The following is a 19,922-nucleotide window of genomic DNA, read 5'->3' as shown; positions in this document are numbered from 1 at the left end:
TGAAAAAGATTTCGGGTGAGGGAAAAAGGATCACGGTGGTCATTGCCGGTAACCATGACAATCCACAGCGTCTGGTAGCCGCCACGCCGCTGGCAATGGATCATGGAGTTATTATGGTAGGGACTCCCAAAACGGTGATACCAGCAGGGAAGTACGGACAACATCAGGTCACGGATTCCAAAGAGGGATATATTGAGATAGATATAGGTGGGGAGAAAGCGGTAATACTTACGATTCCATTTCCAAGCGAGAAGCGGCTAAATGAGGTACTTTATGGTGATATGGATACGGATGAGGAGCGTCTGCTTACTTATGGAGAGCGGATGAAGGAGCTTTTTAACTCTTTAGAAGGGTATTTTCGAGAGGATACGGTGAATCTAATCGTATCTCATTTGTTTGTTATGAACAGTGTGGAGGGCGGGTCAGAGAGAAGCATCCAGCTGGGAGGCAGCTATATCGTAGGCGGGGATATTTTCCCTGCAAAGGCCCATTATATTGCCCTTGGGCATATTCACAAGCCTCAGGTAGTGCCTGGAAACCACACTGCCCGTTACAGCGGGGCGCCGCTGCAGTATCACCGGGGGGAAGAGGCATATCAAAAGCAGGTGCTTCTGGTTGATGTAAGTGCCAAAAAAGGCGCAGAGATCACATCGATCCCTTTGAAGCAATATAAGCCCATTGAAGTATGGCGCTGCAAAAGTGTGGCAGATGCAGTTGACCTGTGCCGGGAAAATGCAGAGAAAGTCTGCTGGGTTTATCTGGAGATTGAAACGGGTCGTGCGATTCTGGAAGATGAGATCAAGCAGATGAAGCTATTAAAAGAAGATATCCTGGAAATACATCCGATTTTCCCGGAAATGCAGAGGGAAGATGGGGCCGAGCGGTATCTTGAACGGCCGTTTCATGAGTTGTTCCAGGAATTTTACCTTCATGAACGGGGGATCCCGATTCCGGAAGAAACCATGGAAGTATTATTAGGGTTATTGGGAAAGGATGTGGAACATGAGACCGATCAGACTTAAGATACGGGGGCTGAACAGCTTTGTGGAAGAGCAGACGATTGACTTTACTGAGCTTTGTAAACGTGGATTCTTTGGAATCTTCGGTCCCACGGGAAGCGGAAAATCTACCATACTGGATGGAATGATACTGGCATTGTACGGAATAAAGGCCATGTCCAGGGGAACGAATGAATTTATTAACAAGAACTGCCAGAGCGCCGGCGTGAGTTATGAGTTCCAGGTGACCGGAGTGAGGGCAATGCGTTACCGGGTGGAACGGGAATTTAAGCTGACGGCCCAGGGAACGAAAGCTGGAAAATGTAAACTGGTGGATGTGACAGAGGAAGAAGTTATTCTGGAGGATTCCGTCAAAGGGGTAGACCGTGCCTGTGCGGATATTATTGGTCTGACTGCTGATGATTTTATGCGGACAGTTGTATTGCCGCAGGGAAAGTTCAGTGAATTTTTAAAAGTCAGCGGCAAGGACCGGAGAGAAATTCTGGAGCGCTTATTCCGACTGGAAGAATACGGAAAAGGCCTGGAAGAAAAGTTAAACGGTGCTTTGAATGAAGAGAAGGCAAAACGGATGAATATCCAGGGACAGATGGAAGCCTATGCACTTGCCAGCGAAGAACTGCTGGAGCAGCGTATCAGGCAGCAGGAAGAGGGCAGGCAGCTTCTGGAACAGACAGAAAAAGAGTCTCATGAAGCAAAAGAAAAATACAAAGATTATCAGACTGTCCGGCTCTTAATGAAGGAGCGGGAAGAACAGGAACAAAAGCTTAGTGAACTGACGAGACAGTCAGAAGAAATAGAGCAGATGAAAGAGAGACGGGACGCCGCGGTCAGGGCAGATGGGATTGTGCCTATGCTGGCATCCTATGAAGAACTGGCGAATCAGGAAAAACTGCTGCAGGATCAGATCCAGGAATGGATGAACCGTCTGGAAGCTGTCAATGGGGAGAAGAAGGAGAAGGAGGAGGCGTTTCAGAAGGTTGCCGGGCAAAGGGAAGAAGAGGAGAATGGCATCCGCTTAAAGCTGCAGAGTGCCAAAGAGGCATGGGAGCAGTGGAAAGAGCTTCCGGAAATGATGGATAAACAGCAGGAGCTGCAAAATAGGCTATCCTTTCAGCAGAAGCAGTTGAAAAGTTTAGAGCAGAAACAAGAAATTCTGATACAGAGAGAGGAAAAAGAAAGCCAGATCATCCAGGAGTTGGATAACAGTCTTCAGGAATTAAAAATATCCGCAATATACCGGGATCAGATTGACCATGGTATTCATCAGAGTGAGACTGTATATACATCAAAAGTGGACTTAGATAATATCAAGAAGAAGCAGAAAGCCGGGATAAAAGAGTTTCAAAAAGAAGAAACAGCGGCAAAGAAAACCGATGGAATGTTAACGGAAAAAGAAAAGGAAAGACAGCAGATTGCAGAACAGCTGACGAAACTAAAAGCGGATATCCGGGAAAAGCAAATCGTCCTACTTCGCAGAGAACTTAAGGAAGGAACCCCTTGCCCCGTCTGCGGAGCGATTCACCATGAGCCGGGAAAAGAGACCGAACAAAAAGCCGGGATTCTGCCGGGAGAAGAAAACCGGGTAGAAGCGAACCAGTTAGAAGCGAACCAGTTAGAAGCGAACCGGGTAGAAGAGCTGGAGGAAATGCTGGACAAATGCAATGGGGAAATCCAAAAGCTGGAACGGAAAAAGGACAGTCAGACAGGCATCCTGAATCTTCTCTCACGTAATCTAAATGAGCTGCAGGAGGAAATGAAAAAAGCGGAGGGCAGCTGGGAAACGCAGAATGCATTATTGCTGGAGTTACAGGTTCAGACTGGGATTCTGGAATTTAAAGAAGAAAAGAAACGTTTGCAGAAACTGGAGAAAGACCGGGAAGAAAAAGAAGAGCAGCTACAGACCGCAAGAAAGTCACTGAGCAGCAGCCAGGATCTGCTGAAGGAAATTCAGGCGGATATGAATGCAGCAAAAGAGGCTGCAAATAAAATACAGCTGGAACTGGCACCTCTTGAGAGCAGCATTCAGGAGAAGAAGAGACTTGTTGCGGAAAAAATCGGTGATGACATTAATCCGGAAACCTGTGTAGGATTACTGGAAAAAGAACTGGCTTTTCTATTGAATCACTATGAAAGATGCAGGTTGGAATTCCAGCAGGCAGCGGAGGAAAGCCAGGTGATCAAGCAGCAGTCAGACCAACTGCAGGGACAGCTTGAAGGGAATAAAAATGCACGCTTAAAATCGGAGGAAAGACTGAATCAGGAACTGGATCGTCTGGATTTTGAAAATATAGAAGATGTTAAAAATGCCGTTTTAGACAAAGAGCGGTATGAGGAGCTGAAAAACTCCATTGAAAATTATTATAATGAGATACGGGAATGTTCATCTAAAATAAAGGAAACGGGAGAAAAGCTGAATGGCAGAACTGTATCGGAAGCAGAAACAAAGGAATTAAATGCCAGATGCCGGGAACTTGAGGCTGCCCTGAACAAACAAAAGGAGCAGCTGGGAGAATGGAAACAGCAGGTAAAAAGCATCAGAGGGAACCTGGAGAAGAAGAAAAAACTCCGGGGAGAACTGGACGGCGTAGAACATCAGATCGGTATTCTGGAAGACTTAAAAGGAGTCAGCCGGGGCAAACGCTTTGTGGAATATATGGCTGCTGAGCGGCTGAAGTATATCTCCAGAAGTGCATCCAGACGGCTTTCAGAGATTACAAACGGCAATTACGAGCTAGAAACGAACCAGGAAGGGGAGTTTGTGATCCGGGATAATAAAAACGGAGGTGTTCTAAGGGCACCGGCAACGCTTTCCGGAGGGGAGACTTTTGTCACATCTCTCGCCCTGGCGTTGTCTCTGTCGGAAGAAATCCAGCTTAAGGGAACCGCACCGCTGGAACTGTTTTTTCTGGATGAAGGGTTTGGTTCTCTGGACGAAAATCTTCTGGATGTAGTTATGACATCTCTGGAACGGATTCACAATGAGCACCTAAAGGTAGGAATTATTTCTCATGTGGAATCGGTGAAGGCAAGGGTTCCGGTGCGGCTGATCGTAAGTCCGGCACAAAGCGGAATCAGTGGGAGCAAGGTTGAGATAGAGCATTTGTAGAGGAAGAAGGATTATAGAATGAAGCTATTTTTTAGGAGATACTGGTTGATCATTGCCATTGCAGCCATTATTTTGTATCTCATTATTGGGATGATGGCACCTTTTATGGTAATCAAAAAAGTCGGTGCGGATTATAAAATGAGTTCCAGTGTAGATAAATATTATTCCGATACCCTGTCGGTAGACCGGGCATATATCGTAGAAGACAGCATGGATGCGCTGGATGACCGAATCCGAATGATTGAACAGGCGAAGGAGCGGATCATTTTATCCACCTTTGATATGCGGCCCGGATACAGTACCACGGATGTGCTGGCGATGATCTTAAATGCAGCTGACAGGGGGGTGAAAGTTCAGATTCTGGTAGACGGAATCAGCGGCTTAATCCGAATGGAAGGGAAAGATCTTTTTTATGCAGTTTCCAGCCACCCCGGCGTAGAGGTTCGGATTTATAATATGCCAAATCCGGCAAAACCCTGGACCTTTCACGGAAGAATGCACGATAAATACCTGATTGTGGATGACCGGTATTATCTTTTAGGAGGCAGAAATACTTTTGATTATTTTCTGGGAAATTACATCGAAGATGACAAGAGCCTGGACAGGGAAGTCTTCATTTATAATACAGCTGCAGGGACAGAGCGGACAACAGAAAGTTCGTTGTCTGAACTGGAATCTTATTTCAATGAAATGTGGGATTACAAGTACTGCAGGGTTTTTCATTCTGACAGCAAGCTTCAGGAAAAGGATGGCGTAAAAGCAGAAGTGGCAGCTTTAAAACAGCACTATCTGGATCTCAAGAAACAAAAACCGGAGCTATTTGCCAAAGACGATTATTTTGATCAGATAACCGTTCCGGTCAATAAGGCAACGCTGGTTTCCAACCCCAAGGATATCTACGGAAAAGAACCTACGGCATGGTATGAAATGCAGCAATTGATGTCACACGCCAAAGAACGGGTAGTTCTGCATACCCCTTACGCGGTTTTAAGCGATGATATGTATCAGGGAATGAGAGATATCAGTGCTACCGGCGTGGATTTCACCATGCTGATCAATTCGGTGGAAAATGGCGATAACATTGTTGCATCATCGGATTATCTGAAGAATAAAGGCAGAATCATTGATACCGGAGTGCAGATTTATGAGTATGACGGAGGTGAGTCCTATCATGGGAAATCCATCTTAATAGACGATAATATATCCATTGTGGGATCCTATAATCTGGATCTTCGGAGCACTTATGTAGATACGGAACTAATGCTGGTCGTGGACAGTAAAGAGCTGAACCGGCAATTAGAGGGGTATATGGATAGACTGCAGGAGGACGCCAGAAAAGTAATTGATAAAGACACTTATGAGACTCCGGCGCATATCAAAGTTGCCGAGGTACCGTTTATTAAAAAAGTGATCTGGAAGGTATTGGGAGTTGTACTTGGGCCTTTTCGGGTAATGATCTGATAAGAACATAACAGGGCGCTAATCACAGATGGTTACCCATCGTGATCAGCGCCCTTTCTTTTTAAAAAGCTGTTATGATAACTCTACGATTGATATTGCACCATGTGGAGCAGTAGCCGTCAGAGAGGAGTTAAATAAAAAGCTCAGTGTTGTAACCGAAGCAGCGTTAATCAGGAAGGTTCCCGATACGCCAGGGTTTGTAGCTGATAGTGTGGAGGTGCTGTTTGTTACAAAGTCCGACTGGGAGGTTCCGTTTACCTGAGGTGTTACTCCTATAAATCCAGCTAAAGTAACGGTGGCGTTCACAATATAGGATACGGAATAAACATGGCCTGCAGCTAACTGAAACGTAGTTGTCGTAGGTGCAGTGATATCCGTGCCGTTATTGAAAACAACACCGAAGGCAATCGCTGCATTATTTGTTAAAGAAGCTGAAGTTACCGTATATCTTGCATTTGTCTGGGTAGGTGTTGGACCGGTAGGTCCCGTTGCGCCGGTGGCACCCGTATTGCCGGTAGCGCCGGTATTTCCATTCGTTCCTGCAGTTCCGGTAGGACCAGTGGCACCAACGGCTCCGGTAGGACCGGTAGCGCCGTTTGCGCCCGTTGCGCCGGTAGCGCCAGTAGCACCGGCAGCACCAGCCAATCCCGTAGCACCTGTGGGACCAACAGCCCCGGTAGCACCATCTGCGCCAGTAGCACCAGCGGCTCCTGTGGCCCCGGTAGGACCGGTTATTCCATTGGCGCCGGTAGCGCCGGTAGCGCCGGTAGCGCCAGTAACGCCATTGGCGCCGGTAGGACCTGTAGCGCCAACAGCGCCGGTAGGACCTGCAGCACCATCCGCGCCGGTAGCGCCGGTAGCACCCGTTGGTCCATCCCCGCCATCCGCACCGGTAGGTCCGGTGGCTCCAGTAGCGCCGGTTACGCCATTGGCGCCCGTGGCTCCGGCAGGACCAACAGCGCCGGTAGCGCCAGCATCACCGGTAGCGCCGGTAGCGCCCGTATTGCCGGTAGCACCTGCCACACCAGTAGCCCCGTCAGCGCCAGTGGCACCAGTCGGTCCGGTGGCTCCCGTTCTGCCTGCAGGTCCGGCAGTCCCCGTTGGGCCGGTAGCGCCGACAGCCCCGTCAGCTCCGGTTGGTCCGGCAGCTCCCGTGGGACCGGTAGCGCCGTCAGCACCCGTATTACCAGTAGGCCCGGTAGGTACACATGGATTCGTACAACACAATTAAACAGAGTTAAATTCAACAGATAGGATGTCGTTCTTTTGATTGATGATAATTTTTTTAATAAGATGATGCCAGAATCGCTGCTTTCCCTGCCTGCCCAGTGTATGATAGATTTCTTGAAAGCCGCAGTTTATAATCCTTTCTAATTCGGAACTGTCATTTTCTTCCGAATGAGTTTCGCTGGAAATCAGCTCTAATACATGAAGCTGCTGTATGAGACTGCTATATTCTTGTTCGTATTTTTCCAGACCGATTCTGCTTTTTTGGAAGAGAAAATTTAACCGCTCTATTTCCTTATTAATTTTATCGGGACTAGCTATTGATTTTGTCTTTTTGTGTGTTTTTATATGAATACACTTAGTTTTGCAGCAGTCATATTTCCTTAATAAGTGTTCCAATAAATATAATTCTATCTTTGCTTCATTCAGCGGATTGATTTTGTGCAGTTTATTGTTTGTTCCATAGGAACAGCGGTAGTAAATATATGTTTTTTTTGCACCTGTTTTTTGATACAGAACCCTTGTGGTATAGGAAGCGGACAGTGATCTGCCGCAATATGGACATTTTATCAAACCTGTAAAAAGGTACACTCGTTTACCGGCTGGTTTTCTTACATTCCGGGTTGCTGTTTTTTGAATTATAGCCCAAGTTTCGGCTGAAAAGTATGGTTCGCAATATGAGGTGTTATCTCTGTATTTACCGATATAAAATTCACTTTTCAACATGCTGTTCATGATATCATAGGTAAAGGTTTCATCATAATTTTTTCGGATGTGTTCTACCGTGGAGCGTTTGCTTTGGGACATCTGAAAAAAACGTGCCCATTCGTGGACTATTGCTTCTTTCTCCTGATCAATTACCATTTTTTTTATTCCATTTATACTCTGGGAAGTATAACCATAGGGCATGGAGCATTTGCCGAATATTAATCTGCCCTGAGAGACAGAAGCCTCATTTACAAATTTAATTCTTTCGGATGTGGTGTCTACTTCATTTTGTCCGATAGACAGCATGATATTCAAGTTCAGTCGTCCATCTCTGGTTTCCAGGTTCATGTTAGGTTCGGCAACGGCATACCATGTTACATGGTGTTGGTCCAGAACTTCCTGGACTTTATAAAAGTCTGATACATTTCGAAACCACCTGTCCATTTTCCAGAATAATATTACATCGATCTCGTCCTTTTTTACTGCTTCCAGCAGAGCGTGAATTGCTTTTCTTTTTTTTAACTCCTTCCTGGCAGTCTTTCCCTCATCTGCATATATGCCTGCTATTATATACGAATTTTTTTCAGCGTGTGCTTCCAGGCACATTCTTTGAGCCTCCAGGGATTTTCCATGCATGGCCTGTTCGGATGAAGATACCCGGATATAAAGTGCACAGCGTGTAACAGGCTGGGATTTTTCTGGCATCATTTTACATCCCTCCTTATGTTAAGCAATTTATGAAAAATAGCAATGGTTTATGTGTGCTTATGTGCTGTAACAGGATTATGGAGGAAGCATAATTTATAGGGATGAGATCAAGACGGAGTGCAGGGAATATTGGGAAATGTTTATTTAAATAAATTTAATGAGGATGAGCTTGTATTAGAGAAACATGAAGCAGAGCGTCCGGACCAGGGAAAGCCTGTATTTGGGGATCAACATGAGAAACTCCCGGATCCAGCGCGCGTATTACAATTGCTGATCGCCCTTCTGGAAGAGCAGGAGCAGGTAAAAGTTGACTATGAACTTTTATAAAACAAGAAATGCTGATACATACAAATAATCATATGATAAGCATAAAAGTTGTGATATAGCAAAATTAATTATTTTACAAGTCATTAATAAACACAATAAATAAATTGTGTTGCAGGTAAAATTTTGTTATAATCGGAACATAAGAACGCAGTGACGAGATATTTCAAATAACATGAAAATGCAGCATCAGGAAAATCAGGAGGATTTTATATGTACAGTATTTCAAATTTAACAGAAAATGATGATATTAAAACTCTGGGGTCAATGGGTCCATTTACAGTAATTGAGTATGAGCGTGATTTGAGTGTAATGCCGTCGGATGCACAGATGGCATATTTCTGCAATGCTATGAATATTCGCAAAAGACAGGTAATCTGTGATATGACCAAAGCAAATATTACGCTTCAGGCTGGAGCAATGCAGTGGATGGTCGGTAATGTCAATGCCACAACCGGAATTAAAGGCGTGGGTGATCTGTTCAGCAAAGCCGTGCGTGGAAAAGTTACCGGTGAATCCGCTATTAAGCCGGAATATACCGGAGATGGCACCTTAGTTCTGGAGCCTACTTACAAGCATACTTTACTAATTGATGTTCAGGATTGGAATGGCTCTATCGTTCTGGACGATGGCTTATTTTTAGCCTGTGACTCTAATTTAAAACATAAGGCAGTAATGAGGTCAAATCTTTCTTCGGCGGTAGCCGGAAATGAAGGGCTTTTTAATCTCAGTGTAAATGGTGCCGGTGTGTTGTGCCTGGAATCTCCGTCTCCAAGGGAAGAACTGATCGAGATTACCTTAAATAACGATGTACTGAAAATCGATGGAAACATGGCGATTGCATGGAGCGGCAGCCTGGATTTCACAGTTGAGCGTTCCGGAAAAACACTGATCGGCTCTGCTGCTTCCGGAGAAGGACTTGTGAATGTTTACCGTGGTACGGGAAAAGTACTGATGGCACCGGTTGACAAAGGAATTGCTTAAGATAAAAGACAATGAATTAAAATAATGAATATAAATATATGTAGAAAGCACATCTGAGGGGATGTGCTTTTTCGTTTGCAGAATGCTGTCGCTTCGTGTACTTTCATTGAATTTAGAAAAGGAAAAAGAAATATTGAAGTGCGTTATAGAAACGTTATTTTTATATGCTAAGATGATTTCCGTAATAGACCAGTATGAGATGAAACTATTACAGGAAAGGATGATCACATGGAAAATTTAATTTTGGAAACAAAAAATTTATCAAAACGATTTGGCGATCAAGTGGCAGCCAGCAATATCTCCCTGCAGATTGAGAAAAATAGTATTTATGGTCTTCTGGGACCAAACGGAGCAGGAAAGTCTACAACACTTAAAATGATTGTTGGGCTTCTAAGACCCACAGAAGGGCAGATTATCTTCAAGGGAAAGCCCTGGAAGCGGGAAGCGCTTGCCCAAATAGGTGCCCTGATTGAGGCGCCAGCGCTATATGGAAATCTTACGGCAGAAGAAAATTTACTGGTACATACAAGGCTTCTTGGAATCCCAAATGATAAGATTCACGAAGTGCTGAAAACAGTTGATTTAAAAGATACCGGGAAAAAGAAAGCATCCCAGTTTTCAATGGGAATGAAACAGCGGCTGGGAATTGCGACAGCCCTGCTGAATCATCCGGAATTACTCATTCTGGATGAACCCACTAATGGGCTTGATCCCTTTGGAATTCAGGAATTGCGTGAATTCATTTCTTCTCTGCCTGAAAAGGGGATTACAGTTATTCTTTCCAGCCACATTTTATCGGAAGTTGCCCAGGTTGTGGATAAAATCGGAATCATCAGCGGAGGCAGGCTTTTATTTCAGGGGATTCCTGATCCTGATGAAGATCTGGAAGCATTTTTTACGGATGTCATTCTCAAAGGGGGAAAAGCAGGATGAATGGTTTGAAATCTGAATTGTTAAAATATAGAAGAACATTGATCAGAAAGCTGATTATATGGATTCCATTGTTTTTTGCACTCTATTCCATTGTGATCAGATTGCTGATACCATCTCTTTCTGACTCCTTTAAAGGAATCCTGGTATTAGTTTTTAACTGGTGGCCAATGATATTTCTTCCCCTTGGTATGGGGCTGTTCGGCAGCATGGCAGCCGCACAGGAAAAGAAGACTGGTAATTACCGCGCACTTCTGGTACATGATATTTCGCCCTCGGTTTTCTGGATGCATAAGGTGGCAGCTATGGCAGTGCACAGCTTCTTTTCAACACTGGTACTGTTTATCTCCGTAATGATTCCGATACTTCTCTTTTCAAAAGGTGAGATACCCATAAGTCAGATTATAACCGGTTGTCTCGTATGCTGGCTGGCATCTCTGGTGTTGATTCCCATACAGCTCTTTGCGGCTGTCTGGAAGGGGATACTTTTCAGTATGGGAGTCGCATTTGCAGGGATGATTGCAGGGATAATAGCAGCGTCTCAATCTTACTGGTTTGTGATACCCTGGTCCTTGGCAACGAGGCTAATGTGTCCGATTATTGGGATTCATCCCAACGGCACCGTACTAAATGCCGGAGATCCGCTGCTTAACACTTCTGTTATACCGGTAGGAATTGCCGTTTCTGTGATCCTGCTTATCATCATCACTGCAATTTCAGGCGTTTGGTTTAGAAGGAGGGAGATATATTGATCAGATTATTATCATCAGAATGGCTGAAAACAAAACGCACCGCGATTCGCTGGATTACTTTTTGCATGCCTGTAATTGCAGCTCTTTGTATAGTGGCGTATCTGTCAGCCAGCAGCGGCATTACATCTGAGTTTGTCTATGAAGGTTATTTTGTCATATGGACAGCGATCATTATTCCGGTAGGAGTGGGGATGTTATCTGGATTTATGATACACGAAGAAGAACTGGCTGGTAATTTTGCAGGTTTTCTGAATACAAAGATTTCCAGGAAGAAGTTGTATTTGGGAAAGTTTCTGATGCTGGTAATCTGCCTGATGTGCTCCACGTTTATTGCGACGCTTCTTCTCTGCCTGGGAATGAAGCTGATTATGCCGGAGGGAGAGCATATTTCTATGTTTATTCCAGCCGCTGCCCTTGCTGTGGTGGGAACACTTCCCATACTGGCAATACATTTGTGGGTAAGCCTGTTATGGGGAATGGGGGCATCCATTGGAATCAGTATGGGCGGAATCCTGATGGCGGCTTTGATCGGTGCAACGGGCATTGGAGGTAGAATATGGATGATCATTCCCTGGTCCTGGCCGGTAAAAATGTCAATGATACCAGCAGTTTATTTTCAGGCTGGATCGTCAGCAGTCAGCATTTCAGTGGGCGGGATAGTAAGATTAGAGTTAATCCTCACCGGAATCGGACTATTTCTCTTTTTGGCTGGCGGAATGCTCTGGTTTAGCAGATGGGAAGGCAGGGAAGTAAGTGAATAAAGGCTAATTGCCGCAAGCGGGTTCGTTACCAATAATTTCATAAACTTGACCAACGGGGAAAACTGGCGGATACTATAGGGGCAGGCTGTAATAAGCCTGTCCGAAATGCATAGGTATGGGAGGCGATGTAAAGATGAGTAAAATATTAATCATAGATGATGAAAGAGAACTGACTGCTCTATTGGAGAAAAAACTAAAAATGAAAGGGCATGAAGTAATGACAGCAGATGACGGCAGGAAAGGCATAGAACTTGCTAAGAGACAGCCGGATCTTATCATCCTGGACATTATGATGCCGGAAGCAGACGGTTTTGAAGTCTGCCATGCTATCCGAAATGATGTGCTATGCCCCATTTTGTTTTTAAGTGCCAAACAGTCGGAAACGGATAAAATCAAGGGTCTGACGCTTGGAGGGGATGATTATATCACAAAGCCCTTTGGATTAAGAGAGTTAATGGCGCGAATCGAAGCGAATTTACGGCGAGAGAAACGATCGCAATATATGAATACCGAGCATAAGCGTCTGAAACTGTACTTTGGCAGCCTTTCGCTGGATTTACGGGGGCGGACTGTCTGCATTGGCAACGAGGAAATTTATCTGACAAAAAGAGAATATGAAATTGTAGAACTGCTTGCCCTTCATGCGGGGCAGGTTTTTTCAAGAGAACAGATCTATGAAAATGTATGGGGATATGATTCTAAGGGGGATGATACAACGGTAGTGGAGCGGATTAAAAATATCCGCACCAAGTTTGCTGCATTCACGCCTTCAGTTCCTTATATTTCCACGGTTTGGGGGATTGGGTATAGATGGAATAAAATATAGAAGGGAAATTATGATGAAGAACCGCTCACTTACAGTACAATTTCGCATCACACTGGTGCTGATTGTAATTGCCAGTTTAATTGCTGCACTGCTTACTTATGGAGGAGCAATCGTGCTGTTTCAACACGCTGTACATAACAATAAGATCAACCCACAGAATTATTATGAACAGCAGATTCCTAAAATAACAGACTATGTCCGGGAAAAAAAATCAGACATTCTGTCTCTAGCCAGTGAAGAGGGGCTTGAAAATGTCATTCAGGGAACCGGACTTTCCTATCAGGTTGTAAACGAGAAAGGCAATATTTTGTATGGCACATATCCGAACCGGATATTTGAAACAAAAGAACAGCTCTATGACAGCCTGAATATGACGCTGCTCATCGCCGGAAATTATATTCGTATCGTGCCCGTTTTTGATGCTTATGGAAAAATACAAGGTGCTGTTTCCCTTGCCTATCAATTAACCTTATCTACGGCAAACAACGGCAATACCTGGATAAACTATGCAATTATCTTAGTGGTTTTGTCTCCATTGTTCTATTTCATTGCATTTATTATTTTATTTTCCAGGATGCTGTCGAAAAATATTACCAGACCCCTGCAGCTTTTAAAAGAAGGCTCCCGCCAGATAATAGATAAAAATCTGGACTTCGAAATAGATTATCATGCTCAAAATGAACTGGGTGAACTATGCACTGCTTTCACAGAAATGAAAGATGAACTGAAAAAATCCCTGTCTGCCCAGTGGAGGATGGAACAGGAACGGGTGGAAATGGTGGAGGCACTGGCACATGACCTGAAATCTCCGCTGTCTGTCATAAAAGCATACGCAGAAGCTTTGGCTGATGATACAAAAGTGAATGAAGAACAGCAGCAATACCTTGCTGTCATCGAAGAAAATATTGAAAAAAGTGTCTCTCTGGTGCGGCAAATGCAATATACATCTGATCTGGAAAGTTCTGCTGTACCGCTTAATCTGGTTCCGATAGATCTGCCTGAATTTATGGAGCGGAAAGTACATGATTATGAATTCCAGGCGGAACGAAAAGAAATCTCCATCCGTTTAAATCTCCGGGGAGATATTCCGAACTCTTTTCTGACAGATCCCGGAAAATTAGGGCGGATACTGGATAATATATTGGCTAACAGCCTGCGTTACACTCCCACAGGAGGGCAGATATGGATAGCGGTTAAAGCTGAAAATCAGTATATTTCTTATGAAATCAGGGATTCCGGCAGAGGATTTAGTACGGAAGATATGCAAAGAGTATTCGAGAAATTTTACAGAGGCGATAAAGCCCGGCAAACCAAAGACGGACATTCCGGTTTGGGGCTGTATATCACCAGGCAGTTAGTGGAATTACTGGGGGGTACAATTAAAGTCTGTAATTTGAATTCCGGGGGAGCATGCGTGGTATTTGACCATAAAATCTTTTCATAATGAGTGAATGGGAATAACGGGAAAGTTCTATAGGCAGATTTTTATAGATGAAATTATCGAATTGGGAAAAGGCGAGAAAAGGAATGAATTTTCAATAAAAATGTGGTAATATATGGTTAAATGTTCTGTTTCGGCAGTATATGGAGGTACATTATGACAAAAATTGAAAATCTAAAACCAGTTATATTTCAAATTGAAGATAATGATGATTCTTTAAAAGAGTTTGAAGAAAGACTGCAAAATGTTGAAACGGAAAAGGTGCAGGATCTCATATTGAATTATCCAACTGTCTATATCCATAACTGGCAGAAGTCAAATGATTATGAAGTCTATATAGGGGAATCCAATAACGTAATTCAAAGAACAAAACAGCATTATAAGGAATCAAATAATGAAAAGAATTGGCAGTATCAGCTGCATAAAAACAGAGCAAGGCTGTTTTTGATTGGTCATGAGCATTTTAACAAATCCCTGACTCTTGATATTGAAAATCGGTTAATGCACTATATGATGGGGATTGAGCGCGTTAGAAAAGTACATAATCGAAATCAAAATCCACAGAATAAGTACTATACTGTTGAGGAACTGGATCTTATCTTTCACAATATATGGAGTGATTTAAGAAATGTGGATCCAAAGCTGTTTCCCTCAGAAACAGAAATCAAAGATTCTGCGATATTTAAGGCATCTCCCTTGCATAAAATGACTCCGGAACAATTGCATGCAAAGGAATTAATTATTCAAAAGGTGATTCGTGCAGTGAAGGGGAATCAGAGAAAACAACTGATATTTATTGAAGGGGAAGCGGGTACCGGGAAGACGGTATTAAACAGCGGTACCTTTTACGACCTGATTACAAAAGCAGGGAATCTGGGTATGAGTCAATTACAATGCTATATGATGGTTAACCATGATGAGCAGATCATGGTATATGAGCAGATTGCCAAGAAGCTTGGCATTACTGATAAATATGGCGGTGTGGTATGTAAACCCACAACATTTATTAATCACCATATACCGGAAGAGCCGGTGGATGTGGCATTTATAGATGAAGCCCATTTATTATTAACCCAGGGCAAACAATCCTATCAGGGAAAAAATCAGCTGCAGGATATTATTGACAGAGCAAAAGTGACGGTGGTTATATTTGATGAAAACCAGATCCTGACTACCGAGCAGTTTTGGGAAGCACAGGTTCTGGATCATTTTAAAACGATGGCGAAACAAAACAATAATTATATAGAGTTAAAGAATCAGTTAAGAATGTCAGCGGATAAAGCAACCATCCATTGGATTGATGCTTTTACGAAAGCGCGGAAACTCTATAAGATTCCCATTGACCAGACCGGCTATGAGATTAAAATTTTTGATCAGCCGGAGGAACTTGAATTGGAGATACAGAGGAAGGTATCTACAAAAGACTCTGCACTCTCCAGAATGATTGCTACGTATGACTGGGAGTACAGCCGCAAAAAGCGGGCAAATGCCAGACTCCAGAAATACTGGGAGGTCAGCATTGGAAGCTGGCATAAGCCCTGGAATTATGAATTGGAAAAAGAACTGGACCCCAAACAGAAGAAGAAAATCAAATCGCTGTCCTGGGCGGAACAGCCCCAGACGGTAAATGAAGTGGGATCCACCTTTACCATTCAGGGGTTTGACTTAAATTATGCAGGTGTAATATTAGGACCCTCTGTAAAATACCGCAATGGAGAAATTGTATTTGAACCCATGGAGAGCCGTAATAAAAAAGCAATTCAAAATCGTACCTTATCAGACGGATCAAAAGAAAAGTTTGGTGAGATATTAATACAACATGAGGTAAGGGTGCTGATGACACGTGGTGTGAACGGACTTTATATTTATGCCTGTGATGAAGAACTGAGAAAAGCATTGAAAGATGCCGCTATTTAGTGAGGTTAGAAGATGAATGAACATACAGTAAAAGAATTAATGGAAATAGTTAAAAATTTCTGTGAAGCGCGGGATTGGGACCAGTTTCATAATCCCAAAGATCTTGCCATCGGAATTTCCACAGAGGCTAATGAACTGCTTGATATTTTTCGGTTTAAATCTGAGGAAGAAATGAAGCAGTTTTTCACAGATCAAAAAAAGAGAGAACATATAGAAGAGGAATTGGCTGATATTTTGTTTTTTGTTCTGCGGTTTGCGCAGATGAATCATATTGATCTGGGTGTTATTTTAGGGAAGAAGATTCAGAAGAATGGTGAGAAGTATCCGGTGGAGAAGATTAAAGGGAAGAATCTGAAATATAATGAGATATGAAGTAATGGAGAAACCAAGATATAAGGAGTTATAAGATTTATGATAAAAATACTATTCGTCTGCCTGGGCAACATCTGCAGATCCCCTATGGCGGAATTCGTTTTTAAGGATATGGTTAAAAAAAGAGGTCTCAGCGATTTATTCGTTATCTCTTCAGCGGCAACCAGCAGCGAGGAGACTGGTAATCCGGTTCACCCCGGAACCAGGAAGAAATTAAGGCAGTACAATATTTCAGTGGATGGAAAAAGAGCCGTTCGCCTGACTGAAAAAGATTATCAGAAATATGATTATATTATTGGAATGGAACAGGCTAATATTCGGAATATGATTCGGATTATGGGTGAGGACAGAGATAAAAAGGTGTATAAACTCCTGGATTTTAGCGACAATCCCCGGGATATTGCGGATCCATGGTACACCGGTAATTTTGACAAGACTTATGAGGATATTTATGAAGGCTGTGAAGGATTGCTGGAATATATTTTAAGAGAAAAATAGAATGCAGTTGTACGAATCATGCAGTACCGGTAGGACCCTCAAGACCGTCTGCACCCGTAGCACCGGTTGCCCCTTCGGGTCCGGTAGCGCCTGTGGCACCATTGGCACCGGTAGCCCCGGTTAATCCGGTAGGCCCAACGGGTCCATTTGCGCCTGTGGCACCCGTAGCTCCGCTTGGTCCGGCAGGTCCGGCAGTCCCATCGGCCCCGGTAGACCCGGTTGTGCCGGTAGCGCCCGTAGGTCCGGTGATTCCGTCAGCCCCGGTAGGTCCGGTGGCCCCGATGGGTCCGGTGCCTCCGGTAGCGCCTGCAGCACCCGTTGCTCCGGTAGCCCCGGTGGGACCGGTGATTCCGTTTGACCCGGTGGGACCGGTGGCACCCGTTACACCGGTTTCTCCATTGGCTCCGGTAGGCCCGGTAGCGCCGATAGCGCCGGTAGCCCCGGTGCTTCCTGCAGCCCCGGTAGCGCCTGCAGCGCCTGTGGGACCGGTGATTCCGTTCGCGCCGGTAGCACCCGTAGTACCGGTGGGACCGGTAGTTCCGTTTGCGCCGGTAACACCTGTATTACCTCGCGGTCCGGTACTTCCGGTTGCTCCGTTAGGTCCGGTAGCCCCGATAGCGCCGGTAGGTCCCGTGCTGCCGTTTGCCCCGGTAGCACCAGTAACCCCGGTAGGTCCGGTGGAACCATTGGCGCCGGTAGCACCGGTATTGCCCATGGCCCCGGTAGTACCGGTAGCGCCGTTTGGTCCGGTACTGCCGGTAGCGCCGGTAGGTCCTGTGCTGCCATTTGCCCCGGTAGCGCCGGTAACCCCAGTAGGCCCGGTGGAACCATTGGCGCCGGTAGCACCCGTGCTGCCGGTAGGTCCGGTATTGCCGGTAGCGCCGTTTGGTCCGGTAGCACCTCTGGCGCCGGTAGGTCCGGTGGAACCGTTAGCGCCGGTAGCGCCTGTGGCACCAGTGGGGCCAACACTGCCATCCGCCCCGGTGGGTCCTGTAGGCCCAGTTGGTCCAGTTGGTCCTGTAGGTCCTGTAGGTCCTGTGGCACCCACATCCTGCAGTAAATCAAAGCTATTTAGCTGATTATCGTTATACATATCTAGATCACTCCTTTATTACATTCTGGGTTACATCAATAATAAAATCAAATATTATCAATGTACTATTAAATATGCAGGGATTCACAAAGTAGTGAAAATGAATAGTTTTTCTGTCAGAATATGCAAGATATTTCGTCAATCTTATATCTATAATTTCAATAGAAGATTGCATGATTCCCATTTTCCACCACAAAACTCCCAAATAAATGCTGACTTTTTTATAATGGTAGTGTATAATAAATGCATATATTCACATAAAATAAAATGCAAGGGGAAAAACTATGACTGAGGAAAGACAACAGGAACTTAAGAAATTATTAGTCAGCAATGACTTTCAGGTTGAAAAATATAAAGAGCTGGACATGCAGGAGATTATTATCTTATGCCAGACCGGAAGATCTTTAATGGAACAGAATAAAGAAGATGAAAATGCATTTAAGTTTTTCGAGACAAAATCGAAATTTCTTTATAATGTGGTTTTGGAAAAACTGAAAGTATTAGAGGAAATGTTTGTACTTTTTTCCAAGGGAACCAATATGCCCTATATTCATTGCGATGAAGAAACGTTTAATGACCAGGTGTTCATATTTTCCAGAGAACAGTTTGCTCAGCGGGAAGCAGCAAAATTAAATGAGGAAAAGAATCCGGTCCAGATTATTAAATTCAATAAGGATCAGTTCCTTGGTTTTTATATTAACTTATTCCCCATGGGAGCGAATGCAGTAGTACTTGACCACGGGGTGAATTCCCTGGAGATCCAGCTGGAAGAATTATGTAAAAAGCCGGATTATACCAATGCATCGAAAGAAAAAATACCGGTATTGAACCCGGAACTGCAGCTGACGGCTCTTTATTTCATGCAGGAGTTGAGAAGACCTGTTGAAAAAGAAGAAAAACAGGGACTGCGGGAATTAGAAGAAGAGATGCTGGTTAACATAAGAAGAGGCAACTATCTGGTGCCGATCCAGTTCCAGGAATTAAAAGAAGGGGAAGAAGAGCCCAAAGAACTGACCAGAGATAATAAAAACATTATGGTGCCATTTGTGAAATACGAGAATGGGGATGTTTACCAGCCGGTATTCACAGATCCGGGAGAGTTTCATAAATTTAATAAAGAAAAGAAATTCAGGGCGATTGCAATGCCGTTTCAGAATCTGAATAAAGTTGTTGTGGAGCAGGCAAAGGGAATTGTCTTAAATCCAATGGGCTTTAATCTGCTTCTGGTTAAGGGACAGCTGAATACCAAAGGAGAATAGAATGGCGATAAATAAACCGCTCAGACTGGCACTGAAGGCGCTGTCTTATGGTGGAATCGAAATAGAGTCAGCCAGGCATCTGGCTAATCTAAAGGCGATTGACCCGTTAAAGGTTTTCTATAAGACAATTGATGATAAGATATACAATGGCGATTATCAGGTGCCGGTCAGAATCTATATGCCGGAGGAAAATATATTGACCGGGGAGGGAACATGCGGCAACACCTGTCCGGTCTTAATTTTCATCCATGGCGGCGGATGGGTTACGGAAAGCGTTGAAAATTATAATCGTGTCTGCGCCCGTATGGCGAAAAGCACCGGTCATGTTGTGGTATCCATAGAATACAGGCTAGCACCGGAACACCGATTCCCAACAGGGCTTATGGACTGTTATGCAGTTGTAAAAGCAGTCTATCAGAACCGGTTGATTTTAAATGTTGACCCTGAGCGGATTACCATTATCGGAGACAGTGCGGGAGGTAACCTGACGGCAGCGATCTGCCAGATGGCGAGGGACAGGCAGGAATTTGTCCCAC

Annotated in this window: 17 protein-coding genes and 1 pseudogene; 15 read left to right on the top strand and 3 right to left on the bottom strand. The window is 44.2% G+C overall.

The annotated features are described in order from the left end of the window. From ACH2DQ_RS06370 to ACH2DQ_RS06360, 3 genes are all read left to right on the top strand, one after another. Positions 1-1,022: exonuclease SbcCD subunit D (locus tag ACH2DQ_RS06370; RefSeq protein WP_395026019.1), on the top strand; the 1,022-nt coding region annotated here is incomplete at its 5' end. After that, complete coding sequence (locus ACH2DQ_RS06365; protein ID WP_394915423.1) at positions 1,003-4,125, top strand: AAA family ATPase; 3,123 nt, start codon at positions 1,003-1,005, stop codon at positions 4,123-4,125. The genes ACH2DQ_RS06370 and ACH2DQ_RS06365, both read left to right, overlap by 20 nt. 18 nt (positions 4,126-4,143) lie before the next feature. Further along, the gene (locus ACH2DQ_RS06360; RefSeq protein WP_394915422.1) at positions 4,144-5,586 is read left to right on the top strand and encodes a phospholipase D family protein; all 1,443 of its coding nucleotides are present in this window, start codon (positions 4,144-4,146) and stop codon (positions 5,584-5,586) included. 72 nt (positions 5,587-5,658) lie between these two features. Here the strand turns inward: ACH2DQ_RS06360 and ACH2DQ_RS06355 are convergent, their stop codons facing one another. Beyond that, complete coding sequence (locus tag ACH2DQ_RS06355) at positions 5,659-6,813, bottom strand: hypothetical protein (protein WP_395026017.1); 1,155 nt, start codon at positions 6,811-6,813, stop codon at positions 5,659-5,661. Then, entirely contained in the window at positions 6,814-8,229 is a 1,416-nt protein-coding gene (locus ACH2DQ_RS06350; protein ID WP_394915420.1) for a recombinase family protein, read from the bottom strand. A gap of 129 nt (positions 8,230-8,358) precedes the next feature. On the opposite strand from ACH2DQ_RS06350, the gene ACH2DQ_RS06345 reads away from it, so the two are divergent. From ACH2DQ_RS06345 to ACH2DQ_RS06300, 10 genes are all read left to right on the top strand, one after another. Beyond that, positions 8,359-8,556, top strand: a complete 198-nt coding sequence (locus ACH2DQ_RS06345) for a hypothetical protein (protein WP_394915419.1) — start codon at positions 8,359-8,361, stop codon at positions 8,554-8,556. A 210-nt stretch (positions 8,557-8,766) separates the two neighbouring features. Continuing rightward, positions 8,767-9,537, top strand: coding sequence for an AIM24 family protein (locus tag ACH2DQ_RS06340; RefSeq protein ID WP_394915418.1), 771 nt, complete (start codon positions 8,767-8,769; stop codon positions 9,535-9,537). Between the two features lie 228 nt (positions 9,538-9,765). Next, the gene (locus ACH2DQ_RS06335) at positions 9,766-10,470 is read left to right on the top strand and encodes a lantibiotic protection ABC transporter ATP-binding protein (RefSeq protein WP_394915417.1); all 705 of its coding nucleotides are present in this window, start codon (positions 9,766-9,768) and stop codon (positions 10,468-10,470) included. Further along, entirely contained in the window at positions 10,467-11,219 is a 753-nt protein-coding gene (locus tag ACH2DQ_RS06330; RefSeq protein ID WP_394915416.1) for a lantibiotic immunity ABC transporter MutE/EpiE family permease subunit, read from the top strand. Before ACH2DQ_RS06335 ends, ACH2DQ_RS06330 begins: the two co-directional genes overlap by 4 nt. Beyond that, the gene (locus tag ACH2DQ_RS06325; RefSeq protein WP_394915415.1) at positions 11,216-11,980 is read left to right on the top strand and encodes a lantibiotic immunity ABC transporter MutG family permease subunit; all 765 of its coding nucleotides are present in this window, start codon (positions 11,216-11,218) and stop codon (positions 11,978-11,980) included. The genes ACH2DQ_RS06330 and ACH2DQ_RS06325 overlap by 4 nt, the downstream gene beginning before the upstream one ends. 133 nt (positions 11,981-12,113) lie before the next feature. Then, complete coding sequence (locus tag ACH2DQ_RS06320; protein ID WP_394915414.1) at positions 12,114-12,806, top strand: response regulator transcription factor; 693 nt, start codon at positions 12,114-12,116, stop codon at positions 12,804-12,806. 10 nt (positions 12,807-12,816) lie between these two features. Next, positions 12,817-14,250, top strand: coding sequence for a sensor histidine kinase (locus ACH2DQ_RS06315; RefSeq protein ID WP_394915413.1), 1,434 nt, complete (start codon positions 12,817-12,819; stop codon positions 14,248-14,250). Between the two features lie 153 nt (positions 14,251-14,403). Further along, positions 14,404-16,164, top strand: a complete 1,761-nt coding sequence (locus ACH2DQ_RS06310; RefSeq protein WP_394915412.1) for a DUF2075 domain-containing protein — start codon at positions 14,404-14,406, stop codon at positions 16,162-16,164. Positions 16,165-16,176: 12 nt separating this feature from the next. Continuing rightward, positions 16,177-16,536 (top strand): nucleotide pyrophosphohydrolase, encoded by a 360-nt coding sequence (locus tag ACH2DQ_RS06305; protein WP_394915411.1) that lies wholly within the window; start codon positions 16,177-16,179, stop codon positions 16,534-16,536. 39 nt (positions 16,537-16,575) lie between these two features. Next, the gene (locus ACH2DQ_RS06300) at positions 16,576-17,034 is read left to right on the top strand and encodes a low molecular weight protein-tyrosine-phosphatase (RefSeq protein WP_394915410.1); all 459 of its coding nucleotides are present in this window, start codon (positions 16,576-16,578) and stop codon (positions 17,032-17,034) included. A 25-nt stretch (positions 17,035-17,059) separates the two neighbouring features. Here ACH2DQ_RS06300 and ACH2DQ_RS06295 read toward each other — a convergent pair. Next, a pseudogene (locus ACH2DQ_RS06295) lies at positions 17,060-18,127 on the bottom strand (exosporium protein); the annotation flags it as partial. 284 nt (positions 18,128-18,411) lie between these two features. On the opposite strand from ACH2DQ_RS06295, the gene ACH2DQ_RS06290 reads away from it, so the two are divergent. Both ACH2DQ_RS06290 and ACH2DQ_RS06285 read left to right on the top strand, forming a co-directional pair. Next, positions 18,412-19,386 (top strand): SseB family protein, encoded by a 975-nt coding sequence (locus ACH2DQ_RS06290; protein WP_395026011.1) that lies wholly within the window; start codon positions 18,412-18,414, stop codon positions 19,384-19,386. Position 19,387: 1 nt separating this feature from the next. Continuing rightward, a partial coding sequence (locus tag ACH2DQ_RS06285) for an alpha/beta hydrolase (protein ID WP_395026009.1) occupies positions 19,388-19,922 on the top strand: 535 nt, incomplete at its 3' end.

It is taken from the genome of Robinsoniella sp. (assembly GCF_034124845.1).
Note: the sequence above shows the minus strand (reverse complement) of the source record. Positions and strands in the feature narration are given on the sequence as shown.